Source organism: Streptomyces fuscichromogenes (genome assembly GCF_014645815.1).
Lineage (GTDB): Bacteria > Actinomycetota > Actinomycetes > Streptomycetales > Streptomycetaceae > Streptomyces > Streptomyces fuscichromogenes.
On sequence record NZ_BMML01000042.1, the window covers coordinates 15,368 to 32,792 of the forward strand.

At 71.4% G+C, this 17,425-nt stretch carries 16 protein-coding genes and 3 pseudogenes; 4 read left to right on the forward strand and 15 right to left on the reverse strand.

The features are described 5' to 3' along the window. Positions 1–63: 63 nt before the first annotated feature. The 6 genes and pseudogenes from dgoD to IEZ11_RS46900 form a co-directional block, all read right to left on the reverse strand. Positions 64–1,209 (reverse strand): galactonate dehydratase, encoded by a 1,146-nt coding sequence (dgoD, locus tag IEZ11_RS46875; RefSeq protein WP_189269220.1) that lies wholly within the window; start codon positions 1,207–1,209, stop codon positions 64–66. After that, positions 1,206–1,979: a FadR/GntR family transcriptional regulator gene (locus IEZ11_RS46880; RefSeq protein WP_189269221.1), complete on the reverse strand. Its 774-nt coding sequence runs from the start codon at positions 1,977–1,979 to the stop codon at positions 1,206–1,208. Before IEZ11_RS46880 ends, dgoD begins: the two co-directional genes overlap by 4 nt. A gap of 28 nt (positions 1,980–2,007) precedes the next feature. After that, positions 2,008–2,781 (reverse strand): SDR family NAD(P)-dependent oxidoreductase, encoded by a 774-nt coding sequence (locus IEZ11_RS46885; RefSeq protein WP_189269222.1) that lies wholly within the window; start codon positions 2,779–2,781, stop codon positions 2,008–2,010. Between the two features lie 40 nt (positions 2,782–2,821). Then, positions 2,822–4,695, reverse strand: a pseudogene (locus IEZ11_RS46890) (alpha-galactosidase); the annotation flags it as partial. Positions 4,696–5,012: 317 nt separating this feature from the next. Further along, entirely contained in the window at positions 5,013–5,297 is a 285-nt protein-coding gene (locus IEZ11_RS46895; protein ID WP_189269223.1) for a hypothetical protein, read from the reverse strand. Further along, the gene (locus IEZ11_RS46900) at positions 5,294–6,109 is read right to left on the reverse strand and encodes a phytanoyl-CoA dioxygenase family protein (RefSeq protein WP_189269224.1); all 816 of its coding nucleotides are present in this window, start codon (positions 6,107–6,109) and stop codon (positions 5,294–5,296) included. The genes IEZ11_RS46895 and IEZ11_RS46900 overlap by 4 nt, the downstream gene beginning before the upstream one ends. A gap of 71 nt (positions 6,110–6,180) precedes the next feature. Here IEZ11_RS46900 and IEZ11_RS46905 point away from each other — a divergent pair, with 71 nt between their 5' ends. Further along, positions 6,181–6,984, forward strand: a complete 804-nt coding sequence (locus tag IEZ11_RS46905; RefSeq protein ID WP_189269225.1) for an AraC family transcriptional regulator — start codon at positions 6,181–6,183, stop codon at positions 6,982–6,984. Between the two features lie 2 nt (positions 6,985–6,986). On the opposite strand, the gene IEZ11_RS46910 is transcribed toward IEZ11_RS46905, so the two are convergent. From IEZ11_RS46910 to IEZ11_RS46920, 3 genes are all read right to left on the reverse strand, one after another. Then, a complete protein-coding gene (locus tag IEZ11_RS46910) occupies positions 6,987–7,193 on the reverse strand; it encodes a hypothetical protein (RefSeq protein ID WP_189269226.1) in 207 nt (68 codons plus the stop codon). A 229-nt stretch (positions 7,194–7,422) separates the two neighbouring features. Beyond that, complete coding sequence (locus tag IEZ11_RS46915) at positions 7,423–10,329, reverse strand: NACHT domain-containing protein (protein WP_189269227.1); 2,907 nt, start codon at positions 10,327–10,329, stop codon at positions 7,423–7,425. Between the two features lie 11 nt (positions 10,330–10,340). Beyond that, entirely contained in the window at positions 10,341–11,507 is a 1,167-nt protein-coding gene (locus tag IEZ11_RS46920) for a lipase family protein (protein ID WP_189269228.1), read from the reverse strand. A gap of 275 nt (positions 11,508–11,782) precedes the next feature. Between IEZ11_RS46920 and IEZ11_RS46925 the strand changes: the two are divergent. Both IEZ11_RS46925 and IEZ11_RS46930 read left to right on the forward strand, forming a co-directional pair. Next, positions 11,783–11,923, forward strand: a pseudogene (locus IEZ11_RS46925) (alcohol dehydrogenase); the annotation flags it as partial. Positions 11,924–12,365: 442 nt separating this feature from the next. Next, on the forward strand, positions 12,366–12,821 hold the full coding sequence (locus IEZ11_RS46930; protein ID WP_229713823.1) for a hypothetical protein: 456 nt from the start codon (positions 12,366–12,368) through the stop codon (positions 12,819–12,821). Positions 12,822–12,878: 57 nt separating this feature from the next. On the opposite strand, the gene IEZ11_RS46935 is transcribed toward IEZ11_RS46930, so the two are convergent. The 5 genes and pseudogenes from IEZ11_RS46935 to IEZ11_RS46955 form a co-directional block, all read right to left on the reverse strand. Next, the gene (locus tag IEZ11_RS46935; protein ID WP_189269229.1) at positions 12,879–13,748 is read right to left on the reverse strand and encodes a helix-turn-helix transcriptional regulator; all 870 of its coding nucleotides are present in this window, start codon (positions 13,746–13,748) and stop codon (positions 12,879–12,881) included. 56 nt (positions 13,749–13,804) lie between these two features. Then, a pseudogene (locus IEZ11_RS46940) lies at positions 13,805–14,062 on the reverse strand (MoaF-related domain-containing protein); the annotation flags it as partial. Positions 14,063–14,084: 22 nt separating this feature from the next. Next, positions 14,085–14,783 (reverse strand): type 1 glutamine amidotransferase domain-containing protein, encoded by a 699-nt coding sequence (locus tag IEZ11_RS46945; protein ID WP_189269231.1) that lies wholly within the window; start codon positions 14,781–14,783, stop codon positions 14,085–14,087. A 30-nt stretch (positions 14,784–14,813) separates the two neighbouring features. Continuing rightward, on the reverse strand, positions 14,814–15,206 hold the full coding sequence (locus IEZ11_RS46950) for a nuclear transport factor 2 family protein (protein ID WP_189269232.1): 393 nt from the start codon (positions 15,204–15,206) through the stop codon (positions 14,814–14,816). Between the two features lie 33 nt (positions 15,207–15,239). Continuing rightward, on the reverse strand, positions 15,240–15,839 hold the full coding sequence (locus tag IEZ11_RS46955) for a flavodoxin family protein (RefSeq protein ID WP_189269233.1): 600 nt from the start codon (positions 15,837–15,839) through the stop codon (positions 15,240–15,242). A 274-nt stretch (positions 15,840–16,113) separates the two neighbouring features. Here IEZ11_RS46955 and IEZ11_RS52795 point away from each other — a divergent pair, with 274 nt between their 5' ends. Continuing rightward, positions 16,114–16,764 (forward strand): SDR family NAD(P)-dependent oxidoreductase, encoded by a 651-nt coding sequence (locus tag IEZ11_RS52795; protein ID WP_444544946.1) that lies wholly within the window; start codon positions 16,114–16,116, stop codon positions 16,762–16,764. Here IEZ11_RS52795 and IEZ11_RS46965 read toward each other — a convergent pair. After that, complete coding sequence (locus IEZ11_RS46965) at positions 16,698–17,396, reverse strand: TetR/AcrR family transcriptional regulator (protein WP_189269234.1); 699 nt, start codon at positions 17,394–17,396, stop codon at positions 16,698–16,700. The genes IEZ11_RS52795 and IEZ11_RS46965 overlap by 67 nt on opposite strands. Positions 17,397–17,425 lie beyond the last annotated feature (29 nt).

The following is a 17,425-nucleotide window of genomic DNA, read 5'->3' on the forward strand; positions in this document are numbered from 1 at the left end:
CGTGCCGCAGGGAGGTCCAGCGGCCGCCGTGCGCGAGGTCGGTCACGACGTCGAGCGGCACGCTCACCACTCCGCGAACGAGCCGTCGGCGTGCCGCCACACCGGGTTGCGCCACCGGTGTCCGGTGCGGTCGGCCGCGCGTACGGCCGCCTCGTCGAGGGTGATGCCGAGCCCGGGGGCGTCGCCGCGGTGCGCGTGTCCGTCGACGAAGCGGAAGGGCTCGGGGTCGACGAGGTAGGAGAGGAGGTCGGCGTCCTTGTTGTAGTGGATGCCGCGGCTCTGTTCCTGGATGAGGAAGTTCGGTGCGGCGAAGGCGACTTGGAGGCCGGCCGCGAGGGCGATGGGGCCGAGCGGGCAGTGCGGGGCGAGCTGGGCGCCGTAGGTCTCGGCGAGCGAGGCGATGCGGTGCACCTCGGAGATGCCGCCGGCGTGCGAGAGGTCGGGCTGGGCGACCGCGATGCCGGCGGCGAGGGCGGGCAGGAACTCCGCGCGGGAGTACAGGCGTTCGCCGGTGGCCAGCGGCACCGGGCTGGCGGCGACCAGGCCGGGCAGCAGGTGGCCGTGTTCGGGAAGGACCGGCTCCTCCACGAACAGCGGGTGCAGCGGGGCCAGTTCGGTGAGGACGCGGCGGGCGCTCGCGGCGGTGAAGCGGCCGTGGCAGTCGACGGCGACGTCCCGGTACGGGCCGAGGGCCTCCCGGGCCGCGCTCACCCGGGCGACCACGGCCGCCGTCTCCGCCACCGTGGCCAGCGGCGAGGTGGCCCCGGCGGCGTTCATCTTCACTGCGGTGAAACCCGCCTCGACCTGGGCCGATATCTGCTCGGCCAGCTGGGTGGGTTCGTCGCCGCCGACCCAGGCGTAGACCCTCGCCCGGTCGCGCACCGGACCGCCCAGCAGAGCGTGCACAGGCGCGCCGTAGGTCTTGCCCGCGATGTCCCACAGGGCCTGGTCGAGGCCCGCGACGGCGCTCGACAGCACCGGGCCGCCCCGGTAGAAGCCGCCCTTGGTGAGCACCTGCCAGTGGTCCTGGATGCGCAGCGGGTCCTGGCCCAGCAGGTATTCGGCGAGGACGTCGACGGCCGCGCGGACGACCTCGGCGCGGCCCTCGACGACGGGCTCGCCCCAGCCGACCACCCCGTCGTCGGTCTCGACGCGGCAGAACAGCCAGCGCGGCGGGACGAGGAAGGTCTCTATCCGGTCGATCTTCACTGGCCGTCGCTGCCTTTCGTGTCCTCGGCCCCCGTCGCCCGGTCCGGTCCCGTCCCGTCCTCGGGGTGGTCGATGCGTGCCAGGTCGCGGCCCGCCTGGTCGAGCAGGGCCCGCATGGCGGTCTCGGCCGCCTGGGGGTCGCGGTCGCGTACGGCGTCCAGGACGGCGCGGTGGGCGGGGACGGGGTCCTCGCTGTGCGGGGAGCTGTGCACGATCCGGTCGCGGTGGGCCAGCCCCGACTCGATCACCATCTCCATACGTTCGAGCAGTTCGTTGTGGGTGGCGGCGAGCAGGGCGCGGTGGAAGGCGAGGTCGGCGTCGACGGCGTGACCCGGGTCGGTGTCCTCCCGCGCCATCGCCTCCACGGCCGTCTCCAGCAGCAACAGGTCGGCCTCGGTGCGGCGCTCGGCGGCGAGCCGGACGGCGGCCGGTTCGATGATGGCGCGGACCTCGGCGAGGTTGCGCAGCAGCGACCACTGCGCGCCGGTCGTCCGGCCACCCTCGAACTGCCAGCGCAGCACGTCGGCGTCGAGCAGGTTCCAGTCCGCGCGGGCCCGTACGAAGGTGCCGCGCTTCTGGCGGGCGTCGACCATGCCCTTGGCGGCGAGCACCTTGAGGGACTCGCGCAGGGCGGTGAGGCTGACGTCGAGTTCGCTCTGCAACGCCACCAGGTCGAGCGTGGCCCCTTCCGGGATCTCGCCGCCGAGGATGCGGCGCGCCAGGGCCTCCACGGTCTGGCCGTGCACACCGCGGCGGGCGTAGGGCGTCATGTCGTACAGCCTTTCTGTTCGAGGGGCTTCATGCGGAGGCCTTCACGACGCTCCAGCCGCCGTCCACGACGAGACTGGACCCGGTGATGTAGGAGGCCTCGTCGGCGCAGAGGAACGCGATCGCGGCGGCCACCTCCTCGGGGGTGCCGAAGCGGCGGGCGGCCGTCTGGGCGATGCTGCGTTCCCGTTCCCCGGCCGGCACCCGGTTCCAGGCCCCGGTCAGGATGGGCCCGGGGAGCACCGCGTTGACGCGCACCTCGGGGCCGTACTCGACCGCGAGCTGCCCGCACAGGGAGAGCAGGCCGCCCTTGGCCGCGGCGTAGGCGGGGTGGCCGGGGATGCCCGCACGGGCGTGCACCGACGAGGTGAGCGCCACGGCGCCGTGCCGCGCCCGCAGGTCGGGCAGGACCGCCTGCACGCCGAGGAAGCTGCCGGTGAGGTTGACGGCGAGCTGCCGCTGCCAGGACGCCAGGGTCAGCTCGTGGGCCGGTACGACCTCGACGGTGCAGGCGTTGCTGACGAGCACGTCGACCGGGCCGAAGGCGTGGGCGGCGGTCATGATCCGCGCCCAGTCGTCCTCCGCGGCGACGTCGGCGTGCACGTACCTCGCCCGGCCGCCGTCCTTCTCGATCCCGTCGGCCACGGCCCGGCCGCGTTCGTCGGCGATGTCGGCGAGCACGACGGCGGCGCCCTCCCCGGCGAGGCGGGCGGCGGTGGCGGCTCCGATACCGGAGGCGGCGCCGGTCACCACGGCGGTACGGCCGGTGAAACGGGCACCGTACCGTCGTACGGACTGGTCCATCGGGCTCCTTGGTGGGTGAGCTGCTGGAAACATATGCGTCCTACAGGCGTCTCAGCACCACCAGGTCGGCGTCGTGCTCGGCAGTCCACGCGAACGGCAGGCCGTGGTGGAGCAGATGGGCTCCGCCGTACGGCGTTCCGGTCGCGGTGTCCCGGTAGCGGGCCGCCGGGTCCAGGCCGCGCAGCCGGAGCCGGTCGGGGCGGCCGGGCAGCAGCGGCGCGCCGCCGAGGCGGCCGGTGGAGAGGGCGGCGACGACGGTCCGGTCCCGGCGTCGAACTGCACGCCGCAGGTGGGCTCGTCCGGTGTGCCGAGCAGCCGGGCCTCGCCGTGGTGGACGACGTCGCGTACCTCCTTGTACCGGGCGATCCAGCGGGCGGCCCCGGCCCGCTGCTGCGGGGTCCAGGCGCGCAGGTCGGCGCCGATCCGGAGGACGCCGCACATGGCGTTGACGAAGCGGAAGGCGAGGCTGCGCGGGCGCGGGTCGAAGATGCCGGGGGCGTCGGTGCCCCAGGAGCTCATGACGTGCGGCGCGTGGGCGTGCAGGAAGCCGTGCCGGATGCGCAGCCGGTCCAGGGGCGCGGTGTTGTCGCTGGGCCAGACGACGTCGGTGCGGGCGAGGGTGGCGTGCTCGATCCGTCCGCCGCCGCCCGCGCAGCCCTCGACGGTGACGTCGGGGTGGGCGGCGCGCAGGTGGTCGAGGACCCGCAGGTATCCGGCGACGTGCTCGGCGTCCAGGTCGGCCGGGCCCGCGCCGGGGCGGCCGCGTTCGGTGGGCGGGCGGTTCATGTCCCACTTCGGACAGCCGATGCCGTAGGCGCCGAGCAACCGGTCGAGGGTGCCGATGACGAAGTCCTGGACGTCGGTCCGGCCCAGGTCGAGCAGCAGTCGGTTGCGGACCAGGCGGGCCGGGCGGCCGTCCACGCGGTAGACCCACTCGGGGTGTTCGGCGTACAGCCGGCTGCCGGGGCTGACCGCCTCCGGCTCCGCCCAGAGGCCGAAGTCCAGGCCGAGGGCGCGGACTTCCGCCACGAAACGGTCGAAGCCCCGCGGGAACGCCGCCGGGTCCGGGTACCGGTCGCCCAGTCCCCCGGTGTCGTCGGCGCGGCCGGTGAACCAGCCGTCGTCCACCACGAACAGCTCGGCCCCGATGTCCGCGGCCGCCTTCGCCGGCTCCAGCTGCCCGGCGGCGTCGACGTCGAAGCCGGTGGCCTCCCAGGAGTTGTAGAGCACCTTGCGGGGGCGGTGCAGCCGGTCGCCGGCGAGGCGGCGTTCGTAGCGGTGCCAGATCCGGGACAGGCCGTCGAGTCCGGCCGGGCTGAAGGCGCAGGCGAGCCGGGGTGTCGCGAGGGTCTCCCCGGGCGTCAGGCGTACCGCGCCCTCGTGCGGGACCCGGCCGGCCCGGACCCGGACGGTCCCGCCCGGCTCGGCCTCCGCCGTGATGTGCCGGTTGCCCGGCCATTCGAGGGCGACACCGTACGTGGCCTCGCCGTCCTGCACGGCGAGCCGGGGCGCGTAGGCGTGACCGGCCACACCCTGCAGACTGCCGATGCCGAACGTGCCTCGGGTGAGGTCGAGTTGGGTGCGCTGGAACTCCTGCGACCACTGACCGGCGAGGTAGGTGAGCCGGGCCGGTCCCGTGACGGGGACCGTGACGGCTGCGGAGTCGAGGCGCTCCAGGCGGAGTTCGGTGGTGGCGGTGAACTCGGCCCAGCGCAGGATCACATCGGTTCCGGGGACGGTCCGGTAGCAGAGCACCGTCCGCAGGCCGGTCAGCGCGTCCGCGAAGGCGAGCCGCAGGGCCCCCGCGGTCTCCTCCGCCCCGTCGAACTCCCACCACACGCCCCGGCCCTCGCCCGCCATCAGCTCGGATCCGGTGAACGGCCGCAGTCCGTGGGGCAGGTACTCGGCCGGAGACGGCGGCGGCGAGGGCGGGCCGGGTGAACCGGTGGTGCGGAGGTCTGGGTGCGGGCGGGTGCGAGGTCACGGACGTCTCCCAGGGGTCGGGATCGTCTCCGGCGGCGGGAGCTTCGGCTCTACCTGTGGCTGCTCCGTAGCTGCTCCCGGGAGAGTCACGGACCATCACCGCGACCTGGTCCGCCGACCTGCCGGCCAGGACGGGTACCGATGGTGGTCGAGAATCACCGGGTGGAAGGTGGCCTCAGGTGCTGCGGCATCTGTCCGCCGTCGGCGTCCGGGGCCACCCCTCGGTCGTGGTCACCCCTCGGTCGTGGTCACCCCTCGGTCGTGGTCACGAGCTTCTCGAAGAGGAACTCGTGCTTCAGGAACGACGTGTCGTACTCGTGTCCCGGGTAGGGCGGGATCAGCTGTGCCGCCTGGAACAGCCGCCACCCGTCCCGAAGGGCGTCGACGCCCGTCCGGTAGGGCGGTTCGTCGCTGTCCCCGGTGGTCGGCGAGGTGAGCCCGGTGCCGTCGTAGACGGACCAGCCGACGACTTCGGCGTCGAGGGCGGAGGTGCCGAGGTAGAGCACCAGGACCTGCTGGCGGACGGCGGTCATACGGCACTCCTGCCCGGACGGTTGGCGACCCGGGTCGCCCAGTACTCGAGGTCGAAGGAATCGTCGCCGGTCAGGGCGCGCCACAGCATGATCCGGTTGTACGTCTCCAGCCGGGCCGTGGCGGGCTCGTACCAGGGGAAGGTGCGCTGCAACTCCTCGGCCACGCCCGGGTCGTGGAGGTCGGCGGTGTCCCACAGCAGCCGCTGCCGCACGGTCGGATTGAGGCGGATCTTGAACATGTAGCGCACGACATCGCTGTCGTTGCGCCGGCCGCCGTGCCAGATCCCGTGGTGCAGGAGCACGACCGTACCGGCGGGGCACACCAGCCGGCTCTGTCCGCGCAGGTTCTGGTACCGCCCGATGTCGGTCTCGTTGATCCGCCGCAGATGGGATCCCGGCACGCTCAGCGTGCCGCCCATCTCCGGGGTCACGTCCTGCGGGTAGTACATCAGCTGGACGTCGAACGCGTCCGGCCGTACGTCGATGATCGCGTCGCCGTGCAGCGGCTGGGCGCTGCCCCCGCGGGGCTCGCGGACGTGCACGAAGTGGTGGTCGACCGTCGGATCGGGTCCGACGAGACTGCGCAGGGCTCCCGCCACCTCGGGGAGTCCGAGGATGCGGCGGGGGAACGAGCCCTCCGGGTACGCCTCGGCCACGGGTACGCCGTAGGGCACGGCGGGGATCCCCGCGGCGAGGACGCCGAACGCCTCGGCGTTCATGTCCTTCGGGACGACCGCGTCCATGCGCAGTGCGCCGTGCGCGACAAAGCGCGCCATCTGCACCGAAGTCAACAAGCAGTCACTGGTTGCCATGCGTCAAAAGTAGGAGAGGGTGCTCCGTCCACGCGTGGGCCGCAGTCACCCACTACTGGTAGTTTCTCACCATGCGCACGGTGACGGTTCATCTGGACACACCGCCGCAGGTCGTCAACGTCGGTGTCGGCGTGCACGGTCCGGCCGGGCATACCGACGTGTTCCGCCTTCCCGACCTGTGGCAGCTGCACGTCTACGGCTATGCCGCGGACCTGACCGTCGGGGACACGCCGTACCCGATCCGGCCCGGCCGGGTGAGCCTGGTACCGCCGGCCACGACCGTCCGGTACCACTACCACCAGGACCGCTCGGAGCACCTCTACGCCCACCTGCTCATGCCGAGCACCGGCGCCGCGCGCTCCCTCCCGGTGCTGCAGGACGCCGGGGCGGGGCTGCCGGCTCTCAACGCGGCGCTGCTGCAGGCCATCGCCGCCGCCCCCACCGAACCCGGCCGGGTCACCGCCGAGACCTGGTCCGCCCTGTGGCGGATCGCCCACCTCACTCCCCCGCCCCCGCGGACCGGACCGCATCCGGCGTTCACGGCCGCGGTCACGCACATCGAGTCGCAGCTCGCGGATCCGCTGACCGTCCCCGGGATCGCCCGGACCGCCGGGATCTCCCACAACCACCTCATCCGGCTCTTCCGCGCCGAGACCGGCGACACGGTCGTCTCCTACATCCGCCACCGCCGGCTGGAGCGCGCCCGCCATCTGCTGTGCGAGTCGACCCTGTCCATCGCGGCGGTCGCGGCCGCCGTCGGCATCCCCGACCTCCAGGCGTTCAACAAGGCATGCCGCCGGGAGCTCGGCGGATCGCCCCGGGCGGTACGGGGGCGCGGCGGGAGCGGGCACGCCGAGGAGAGCCCGGGGGCCTGATCTCAGCGCGGGCGGGTCAACTCCCCTACGAATTCCAGCAGATGCCGGTACGGCCGCCCGGTCGCCCGGCTCGTGCCGATCCCGCAGGTGCGGTTGGCCGACGCGTACGCGGCGTACGTACGCCCGGCCAGGGCCTGCGCCTCCCGGGCGGTGGCGGAGCCCCGTCCGGGAAAGGCCCGCCGAAGCGAACTCCGGTCAGAACGACGCATCGGAGAATCCGACCGGCACGTTCGCCGAGCGGGCTCGCGCCCTCACGCACCGGTGTCCCGGATGCGACGTCGTAGGCGCAAAGAGGAACCGCCGACGAACCAGGGCGCTTCGACGGCGTCAAGGTCTTCCACGGTCCCGCGGCCCGGCCCTGGAACGTGCTGGGCCGGCCGTCTGGCTGCGTGGCGGCGCGCCGCCGTCGCCAGGGTGCGGGGCGTCGTCGGGGTGCGCCTACCAGGGAGTGGGCAGGAACCGGCGCGCCCGGCGTGGGCCACCGCCGGACGGGGTTTCGTCCGGGTCGGGCCACTCGGCGAGCCAACTGCGCAGTTCGGCGTGGCGGAACTGCCACGAGACCCCCTGGACCCGCAGAATGCCGACCCGGTGTGCCCAGTCCAGGAAGGCAGCCATCTTCCACGGCAGTAGGCCTTGGCCTTTCATCAGGGACATCGCCACGACGTAGCGGAGCCAGGCGATGAGTCCGATGGCGAACGACCCGAAATACCCGACGGCGGCGCCGAACACGGCACCGGCCCACGTACCGCCGCCCGCGAACGTGAAGGCGACCGCTCCGGCCACGCCGCCGAGCAGCGCCGCCGCGCACTCGCACACCCAGTAGAACTCCGGCGCGAAGTTGCCGCTGAGGGTACGGTCCAGCCCCACCTTGGCCTCCATCAGCCAGCCCAGCGGGATGCCCACGGCACAGCCGACGATGATCCCGGGCCAGGGACCGAAGAGCAGAAAGGTGCTGAGACCGAAGCCCGTTCCGATTGCGCTACCGATCTCGCAACCGGAGAGGATGCGCCTGAGACGGGTCTTCGTGTCTTTCCTGGCCCGCCGCAGACGGAGCCCGCGGGTGCGGCGGACCACCTTCGGGATCATGGAATACGGCATGCAAGCGGTGAAGACGGCCGCCCCCGCCAGGACGACTCCAAAACCGCACGTGCCCCAGAAGCGGAAGGCGGCGCGGCCTGACAAGGCCGGGGAATCCGCGAGCGCCTCCCAGGCGTACGCGCCCTTGCCCGGGCCACCCGCGACCGCGAGCACGCAGGCCAGGGCAAAGAACACAACCGCCAGACCGTGCACGACCGCCTGGACCGCCTTGACCCGTCCACTACCAGCCATAGGCCAGAGCCCGTTGAGAGTGAGGTCGCCGGAGTCCCTGCTCTCCAGGTGTCGGGCGAGCCGGGCCAGCCACGGGGTCACGACGGCGGGGTCGGTCCACCGGGGCGGCTCGGCCACCTGCTCCACGCACGCTGCCGGAACGAATGCCGCAAGGAGCCTCTCGTGCAGCGCCTCTTCGACGCCATGCCCCTGCTCGGCCAGTTCGTGCGGGTGCACGACCGGATCGGGAGAGTGCAGCGCCCGGATGGCCAGCACGAGTTTCCATGGTGTGTCCAGGCGGTGGGCTACGACACGGGCGCCCTGCGGGGACAGATCGTGGCGCACGTCGGCCCACTCGGGGGCGTTCAGGTAGCCGGGGAAGGCAGTGCGCAGGGACGTCTCGATGTCGTTCACGGACAGTCGCTCCATCTCCACCACGCATCCCTGAAGCCGTGCCGCCGGTGACTCATCATCCTGAGCGTCCCGCGTGGTGACAATGACCGGGGAGTCCTCCCGCAGCGTGTACCGGTTGATCGCGGTCACCAGCTGGGTGACCTGATCCGGGTCGCGGGCCGACGGCATGGAATCTGCGGGGCTGTTCCCGGCGCGTCTTCGGGCAGGCGACTGGGCAGTTGTGCCGCCGGCGGCGCCGTGGGCCTCGTCCAGGCCATCGAGGACGGGAAGTACCCATCGGCCGTGTACCAGGGCCCGCGCTGTGCGCCCGTGCGTGCAGAGTTGCTGCACCACCAGTTCGTCAGCGAGCCAGTTCTCGAAATAGCGCAGCAGATCATCCTCGTAGCTGCGCGTCCCGTCGGGCTGGAGCCGGCTCGGCGGCTTCCAGTGGTAGAGGGGGATCAGTACGGGTACGGGGTGCCAGGCCGGTTCCGACTCCGAGGTGCGGGGCCGGCGCTGCCTCAGCAGCAGATCCACGAGATGGGCTGCGAGGAACGTCTTGCCGGAACCAGCCTGACCCGTGACGACGAGACACCCGCGGGGCAGGTGGTTGTAGAACCGCACGACCGACTCGTAGGCGGCGCCCGGCGGATGACCGGTGTTCCGGGTCAGGGTGCGGAACGGCACGTCGATGAGGCCCGCGCCTTCGACAGCCGAGATCCCCGGGGACGAGTCGAGGAACCTGCCGATCAGCAGGCGGGACCTCTCGTGCAGTTCGCCGACGGCCGGACGCAGGTGGGCGGGAGCCGCCGGCAACTGCGGACGCGCGTCGGTCAGCCCACTGCTGATGTCCCGCTCGGAGCCGTTCGGCGAGCGCCGGTAGAGAGTGACCGGCGTCTGCCGGGTGTAGTCGCTGTTGCGCTCGTTGAAGTGGTTCTCCACCCTCTGGGTGAGGTGCCCGATGTCCGGCGGAACACCCGAGGGGTCCTCGGCCAGGGCGGCGAGGACCACTTCGGCGAACTCGCTGGCCGCCCTGCCGGGGTGGTTGAGGGCGCCCTGCCCGTCCCGGGACGCGCACAGCACGAATTGCTCGACGGGTCGACGAGCCGCTCGCCCCGCGGTCGGAAGAGGGATGAGCATCGGCTGCCCGTCCGCCGCATCGAGGTACCAGGCGCAGGTGTCGATCAGCAGCACCTGCCGTTGCAGGGACTGGTTGACGCGCTGCCGGAGGAAGAAGCACAGCTGTGCCAGAGAGAGCGCCCAGGGTTGCTGGGCGGTGGCGTCCTCGACGTAGAGGATCCGTTCGGGCGGGCTGCTGTCGGTCATGGCGCCGTGGCCGCTCCAGAAGAGGATCAGGACCTCGCAGCGGCTCTGCTCGGGCCGGCCGGGCGTGTTGTCCACGACGTTCTTCAGTGACGCCGGTGCGAACGGCAGACCGAGCTTCTCGGCTTCCCTCTCCGTCTCGGCCCGTGCCTCGTCACGTGGGGTGATCAGGAGGCTGATGTTGCCGGCCGGGACCCCCTTGTCCAGCAGGTGGCGGGCGAGGCGCAGCACGTCGGCGGCCGGGCCCGCCAGTGAGTCGTGGGAGTCGTGGGAATCTTGTTCGACGGCCACCAGGACCGCCCTGACCAGGTGGGGCGCCACAGGGCCCGGCGTCAGCCAATCCACTGGACCACCGACTCCCAGAAGGTGCGAGACACCCAGTAGGCACCGTGGGATTCGGGGAACGGCTCGCCGCCTTCGACGCACAGGTCTTGGACCCGGTCGGTGAAGACGCCCTCGGCCGCGTACGAGAGGAAGTCGTTCGGGTCGTATACGTTCAGCCAGCGCGCCGGGAACGCGTCCGGGAGCTTGTGGCCGGCGGGAAGCGTGGCGAGCGCGTCGATCTCGTGGAAGTACGGCCCCTGGCTGCCGACGGTGATCAGCTGGTCCACTTTGCCGGCACCGCGTTCAACCATCGTCTCCAGACAGGCCACCCCGCCGAGGCTGTGGCCGAGGAGAGTGACCGCGCCGCCGGGAGCCTTGGCGACGGTATCCGCGATCTGCTCGCGGAGGGCGGCTCCGTGCACCTGGTAGCGCAGGATGTCACCGGCGAGCGGTGTTGCCGCGTCCTCCGCTTCGCCGCGGTGGCGCCGTCCGTACCAGGCCGCGAGAGGCGAGGCGATCTCCCGCGTGACGGTGAGGAGCGCCGATGCCCCGCCCTTGTCCTGGGCGTCGAGGTCGCCGCGAACGAAGGAGAGCAGGGTGTCGCGCTTCTCGGCCGGGGTGTCGGGACCGTCCTGCCGCCGGGCGGCAGTGACCGTGAAGGCGACCAGACCGCGCGCTACCGCGCTGCGGTGTGCGAATCCGCCGGCTCCCACCGTGGTCGCCGCGGCGGCCAGCTCTGCACTGTGCCGGAGGGCGGCCAGCGCCTGGGCGAAGTACTCTTCCAGCTCGGCCGCCCGCAGCAGTTCCGCAGTCTGTGGGGAGGGCCGGTAGTCCTCGGCCTGTTCCAGGAACGCGTCCTCGTCAGCCTGTTCGGCCTCCGCGCCAAGGCGCAGCAGGCGCAGTTCGTGCCAGGGGTCGGCGTACAGCACGGCCCAGCGGTCGGCCTCCCGGGCAGTGGCGGCCTCGCGCCGGCCTCCCCCCGTCCTGGCGTAACCGGGGACTGACACCCCGCCAAGGCGCAGCCGCGCGCCGTGCGAGTCCGCCCAGTAGCAGCCCTGTACGTCCAGATGGAGTGCGCCGCCTTCCGCGAACCCCTTGCGGACCTTCTCCAGCGTGGCGGCGAACTTGGCTCCCCTCACTCCCGTGCCGTGGACGAACACCACTGATCGATACATGCTCGCGCTCCGTGAACCGGACGGGACCGCGTGCCCCGTCGTGACCTCCAGTGCGCGCGCCTTCCTGCGACCGACGGCCGGCGGAAGGTACGCGGACTGGACCAGGCGGGCTCGTCCGCTCTCCGCGGACGAGCCCGCCTGGTCCAGTCCCTCCTTGATACCGGCCGTGCTGTCGTGCGTACGTGTCCGTTGCACGGCGGCAGACGCCGTGCAACGGGTCTTGACCGGGACCCCGCTCTGCGGAATTACTCGGTCCGAAGCGGAACTGCTGGGCAGAGAGGCTCGACTTCTGTGCGGCGCACAGCTTCGGTGCCGAGATCGAGGTGATCAGCGCCGACCAGATCAACGAAGCGTACGAGCGGGTACCGAACAGCGATGTGCGCTACCGATTCGTGATCGACACCGCGACGATCTGACCGCGGAATCACCGCCCAAAACTCCCCGTGCTCTTTTCGGGAGGGAGAGGTTCTTCCCCGGGAGGAATCCCTCCCCCTCCTTTCCAGCACAGAGCGAACAATGGATGCGGAAAACGCGGCGACCTGGGAAAATCGCCGCTCGGGTGAACAGTGGCAGGCATTCAGAAGGCACTCTTGACATCCGGCCATGGAATCCTATCGCGGCCCTATCCTCCGGTGTGCGGACACACGAGACTCGCCTTCCGCGCGCGTTGGGCCGGGACAACAGGAGCGCACCATGACCGAGGTCGATTTCGCCGAGCTGGCCTCCAACGGATGTCGGGCAGTGGACGGAGGGCACCACCGACGGCCGCCGCGCGCCCCTGCTGCGCCGCCCCTCCGAACTGGGGCCGGCCTACGAGGACGTGACATTCCCGTCGATGGACGGCGTGCCTCTCAAAGGGTGGTTCATCCCGGCGGACCCCGACCGGCTGGTCATCCACAACCACTTCTCGCCCGGCAACCGCTACGGTTACCCGGCCATCTGCCGGGCTGGGACCGCTTCGGCGGCAACGGCGGCATCTGCACCATCGGCCTGACCGAGTACCGCGACGTCATCGGCTTCGAGGGCGGCTACGACCGCCTCGACCAGGCCGTCCTTTTGCGCACCGGCTTCCACCTGGCCGAGCAGTCGCCCGCGAAGTACGCCTCCGCCATCACCGTGCCCACGCTGGTCGGGCAGGTGCATGACGACGTGATGACCACCCCGGAGGCGGTGCAGGCCGTCCACGACGCCATCCCCGTCGAGGACAGGAAGATGCACTGGATCTACGGCACCTCGCGTCGCTTCGACGGCTACAGCCACTTCAGCGAGCACCCCGAGGTCGCCGTCGCCTGGTTCGACGACCGCGTCCGCTGACCGATGGAGGGCAGGGCGGCGAAGGGAACAGCTTTTGCGGGGAACAGCCGACGGCCGTCAGGCGGAGCTGCTCCTGACCGTGTGGCTCGGGTCCGCGGCCCAGGACGCCAGCATGCGCAGGCTGTCGTGGGTGGGAGTGCCGGATTCGGCGGTCCAGACGATGATCTGCAGGTCGGGGTCGGCCGCCCAGGTGACGGCGTTCCAGTCGAGATGCAGGTCCCCCACGACGGGATGGCGCAGATGCTTGCTCCCGGTGTCCCGGACGGCGACGTGATGGGCGCCCCACCATTGCCGGAACTGGTCGTCCCGGACCGAGAGTTCGCCCACCAGAGCGGCGAGCTGCGGGTCCCCGGGGTTACTCGTGTTGTGCATCCGCAGCTGGGCGATGGCCAGCCGGGTGACGCCCTCCCAGTCCGCGTACAGCTCGCGCATCGCGGGATCGGTGATGAGCAGCCTGATGTAGTAGCGCTGCTTCTCGGGGATCTGTCCGAAGTCGGTGATCAGGGCGGCGCCCATGGCGTTCCAGGCGACGATCTCGGTGCGCGGTCCGATCACGAAGGCCGGGGTGTGCGCCATGTCGTCGAGCATCCGCTGCAACTGCGGCTGGGTCCTGGGGCGCGGCCGGCGGCGCGGCGGACGGAACTCCTCCTTGGCCGCGAGCTCGTACAGATAGGCACGCTGGTCGTCGTCCAGGCGCAGGACCCGGGCCAGGGACTCCAGTACGGACGGCGAGGGCTGGATGCGGCCCTGTTCGAGGCGGGCGTAGTAGTCGGTGCTGATGGCCGCCAGTACGGCGACCTCCTCACGGCGCAGGCCCACGACACGCCGCGGGCCGCCGTCGGGCAGGCCGACGGCGGCCGGGTCGAGCTCGGCGCGGCGCGCCTTGAGGAACTCCCCCAGATCATGGCGGTGCGGATCGTGGCTCATGCCCTCACCCTGGCACCGGAGTGCGGCGTTGTCAGGGGGAGGGATCTCTCCCTGGTTCAGCGGACGCGGCTCCACCTGCCGTGCAGCTGGACGAACTGGCCGCCGATGACGGAGCTGGCCATGCAGGTGCCCTCGGTGCAGTCCTCGATGTGGGTGACATGATCACCGGCGTCGGGCTCGGTCCAGCGCACGACGAAGAGGCCGTCGCGGAGCCGGGTGGTGGTGTACTCCATCGTCTGCTTCCGGCCCTTGATGGCACCGCCGGTCACCCCGAAGCTGACCCGGGTCGCCGAGTCGAAGGTGATCTCCACCGTGAAGTGGCCGAGCGGGGTGTCGTCAGCCGAGAACCTTGACGACCTCGTGGGCGAGCGCGACCGCCGAGGCGGGGTTCTGGCCGGTGAGGAGGGTGCGGTCCGCTTCGAGGGGGGCGAAGTTCTCCTCGCCCTTGCGGTGGTCCGCGCCCACGTCCGAGACGAGGCGGTCCTGGAGCAGCCACTTCGCCCGGTCGGCGAGGCCGTTCTGGATCTCCTCGGAGTTGGACAGTCCGGTCAGGCGGTAGCCGGCGAAGGGGGACTTGCCGTCGGCGTCCACGGTGGACAGCAGGGCGGCCGGGCCGTGGCACACCAGCGGCACGATCTTGCCGGAGGCGAGCCGGGCGTTGAGCAGTCCGCCGGTGGCGGGGTCGTCGGCGAGATCCTCCATCGGGCCCCAGCCGCCGGGGACGAACAGGGCGTCGTAGTCGTCGATGTTCACGTCCTCGATGCGGATCGGGTCGGCCAGCTCGGTGGCCTCCCGCAGCGCGGTCCGCATCTTCTCCGCGCCCTCCTCGCCGCCGTTGAAGCCGGGGGTCAGGCTGAGCGCGTCGGCGGTCGGCGGGACGCCGCCCGGGGTGGCCGCCGCGATCTCGTAGCCGGCCTCCTTGAAGACGCCGTACGGACCGACGGCCTCTTCGGCCCAGAAGCCGGCGGGCCGCTCGAACCCGTCGGCCAGGGTCCAGTGGTCGGCGGCGGTGACGAGGAAGAGGATCTTCGCCACGGGTTTCTCCCTGGGGTGGGGCGAGAGTGGTCAGTTGTCGTTCGCGGCCAGCTGGACGACGTGGCTGTCGGCGGCCTGGATCAGGTGGGTGAGCCTGCCGCCGCTCACCGTCCACAGGTGGATGAAGCGGGCGTCCGACTCGGCGCCGGACTTGGCAACCGCGTGGTAGTGGCCGCGGACGAAGACGTGGTCTCCGGCGTCGTAGAACTCCTCGGCCACCGCGCCGAAGGAGGTGAAGCGGGGCGCGAGCCGACCGAAGAAGTCGGCCCCTGCGCTCGCCCAGGTCTTGTAGACGCCGCCATGGGGGAAGCCGGGGGTGATGTCCCAGACGATGTCGGGGTCGAGGACGTCGGCGACCACGTCCGGGGCCATGCCGGAGTCGTAGAGTCGGCGGACGAGAGCGACGTTCGGGGAATCGGACATGGGGGTGCTCCTCGATGATCTGCGGTCGGTGTCTCAGGCGGCCAGCACGGCGCGGCCCGCCAGGAAGAACGCGGTCTGCCGGGCGACGCGGGCGCCGAGGCCCTCGGCAGTGGCGATGTCGGACTTGTGGACGGCCTCCGGGCCCGCGTCGACCGGGGTCTGGGCGCCCGCGCCGACGAAATAACCGAGGCGGTTGACGTCGTCCTCGCTGCCCGTGGTGGAGGCCCAGCCGGGCTGTACGCCGAGGCTGATCCAGTGCATGCCGTGCTGGGCGGCCATCGTGAAGAAGTAGCCGAGGGTGGAGGACTTGTCGCCGTTCTTGGCACCGGAGTTGGTGAATCCGGCGGCGATCTTGTCGGCCCAGGTCTGGGTGTACCAGCGCTTGCTGCTGGTCTCGGCGAAGGCATGGAAGGCGGCGGACGCCGTGCCCATGTAGGTGGGCGCGCCGAAGACGATCGCGTCGGCGGCGTCCAGCTGCGCCCACTGCTCCTCGGTGATGGTGTCCACGGCGACGGAGATCACCTCGGCACCGGCTTCGGCGGCACCGCGAGCCACGGCCTCGGCCAGGACGGCGGTGTGCCCGTAGCCGGAATGGAAGGCGACGGCGACCGTGGGACGGGAGGTGGAGGACATGAGGGTATTACTCCTGGAAAAGGATCGTGTGAATCGTGCTCTGGAAGCTTGGCACGGAATTCGACAACGAAGGTAGGAAGGATTAGTCCCCGGCTTGGAGGAAATCCCGGGAGGGCATGCCGAAAATCGGAGTTCCCATTCCTTCCGGGCTCTCCTTCATTTCCCCGTACGGGTATGGACGGAGGTCGTACCCGTCAGGCGGCGCTGTCGGACGCGGGGCCGTCCTGCCGATTCGCCGACCAGCCGGAGAGGAAGCGCAGCCCTTCATAGGCACGTGAGCCGGGTTCGACAAGCTGTTCGCGGTCAACACCAGGGCGCCGTTCCTCATCACCCAGCAGGCCCTCGGGCTGATCCCCGACGGAGGGCGCGTCATCAACATCTCGTCCGGCCCGACCCGGGTCGCCAACCCCTCGTCATTGGTCTACGCGATGACAAACGCGCCCTCGAACAGCTCTCACGCCACTTCGCCCGTCACCTCGCTCCTCGGGGAATCACCGTCAACACGGTGGCCCCAGGGATCACGGACAGCGGGAACGCGGTCTTCAAGACCCCCGAGGCCCGCGAGCGGATGTCCGAGCTGTCGGCGTACATGCGTGTCGGCGAGCCCGAGGAGGTCGCCGACGTCGTCACGTTCCTCGCCACCGACCAGGCTCGCCGGATCACCGGAGCGTTCGTCGACGCCACCGGCGGCAGCCTCCTCGGCCAGGCCGGACCGTCGTGCCGACAAGGCCGGATCGACCACGGGACACCAGGACGACCCCGCCGCCTCGTACCCGACGGCAGCGGCCGAGACACTCTGCGCCACTGTCACGGCAGGCCGGATCCGGATCCGGGTCCGGATCCGGATCCGGTCCGAGGTCAGCTCGTCCTGTCGGGGGCAGGAGCCGCGGGGCTGGTCGGTGCGGCGCGGAGCATGGCCTTGTAGAGGGCCTCGTGCTCGGGCGAGGCGGGCAGCGGACCCCGGGCGGGGGCCTCGAAGGACTGGACGAACAGCGCCACGACGCGGCGCCAGGCGTCGGGCGCGGCCTCTCCGGTGGCATTCACGACGCCTGCGTTCGCCATGTGGAGCAGCACCAGGTCGGAGGGGTCGAAGTCCTCGCGCAACCTGCCCGATTCCTTGGCGCGGCCGATGAGCCGCACCATGCCCTCGTACGCCTCGTTGCGACGGGTCTCCAGCGCCTTGGCGGTGGGGAAGGTCGTGGTCAGCACGTCGGCGAAGCCGTAGTCGGCGGCCTGCATCGCGCAGGCGGCCTCGATGTAGCCGACGAAGCCGTGCCAGGGGTCGGGGTCGTCCAGGGCGACGGCGACCGCGTCGGCGTAGGCGTCCATACGGTCGGCGAAAACGGCGGCGACCAGGTCCTCCTTGGCCGGGAAGTGGCGGAAGATCGTGGCGATCCCGACAACCGCCTCACGGGCCACCGAGGCCATGGAGGCGTTCAGCCCGTCGCGCGCGAACACCTTGCGCGCTGCCGCGATGATCCTGCCGCGGTTGCGCTCGGCGTCGCTGCGCAGCGGCTGGGCGGCGGTGTCGTCGGGGTGCTGGGCGCCTGGAGTCATACGGCCAGTCTAGCAATCGGAATGCCCTA

What these genes read in the sequence shown, in the direction of transcription:
- IEZ11_RS46880 (WP_189269221.1), bottom strand. Translation starts at nt 1,979, where the DNA reads ATGACGCCCTACGCCCGCCGCGGTGTGCACGGCCAGACCGTGGAGGCC.
- IEZ11_RS46885 (WP_189269222.1), bottom strand. Translation starts at nt 2,781, where the DNA reads ATGGACCAGTCCGTACGACGGTACGGTGCCCGTTTCACCGGCCGTACC.
- IEZ11_RS46895 (WP_189269223.1), bottom strand. Translation starts at nt 5,297, where the DNA reads ATGACCGCCGTCCGCCAGCAGGTCCTGGTGCTCTACCTCGGCACCTCC.
- IEZ11_RS46900 (WP_189269224.1), bottom strand. Translation starts at nt 6,109, where the DNA reads ATGGCAACCAGTGACTGCTTGTTGACTTCGGTGCAGATGGCGCGCTTT.
- IEZ11_RS46905 (WP_189269225.1), top strand. Translation starts at nt 6,181, where the DNA reads ATGCGCACGGTGACGGTTCATCTGGACACACCGCCGCAGGTCGTCAAC.
- IEZ11_RS46910 (WP_189269226.1), bottom strand. Translation starts at nt 7,193, where the DNA reads ATGCGTCGTTCTGACCGGAGTTCGCTTCGGCGGGCCTTTCCCGGACGG.
- IEZ11_RS46920 (WP_189269228.1), bottom strand. Translation starts at nt 11,507, where the DNA reads ATGTATCGATCAGTGGTGTTCGTCCACGGCACGGGAGTGAGGGGAGCC.
- IEZ11_RS46935 (WP_189269229.1), bottom strand. Translation starts at nt 13,748, where the DNA reads ATGAGCCACGATCCGCACCGCCATGATCTGGGGGAGTTCCTCAAGGCG.
- IEZ11_RS46950 (WP_189269232.1), bottom strand. Translation starts at nt 15,206, where the DNA reads ATGTCCGATTCCCCGAACGTCGCTCTCGTCCGCCGACTCTACGACTCC.
- IEZ11_RS46955 (WP_189269233.1), bottom strand. Translation starts at nt 15,839, where the DNA reads ATGTCCTCCACCTCCCGTCCCACGGTCGCCGTCGCCTTCCATTCCGGC.
- IEZ11_RS46965 (WP_189269234.1), bottom strand. Translation starts at nt 17,396, where the DNA reads ATGACTCCAGGCGCCCAGCACCCCGACGACACCGCCGCCCAGCCGCTG.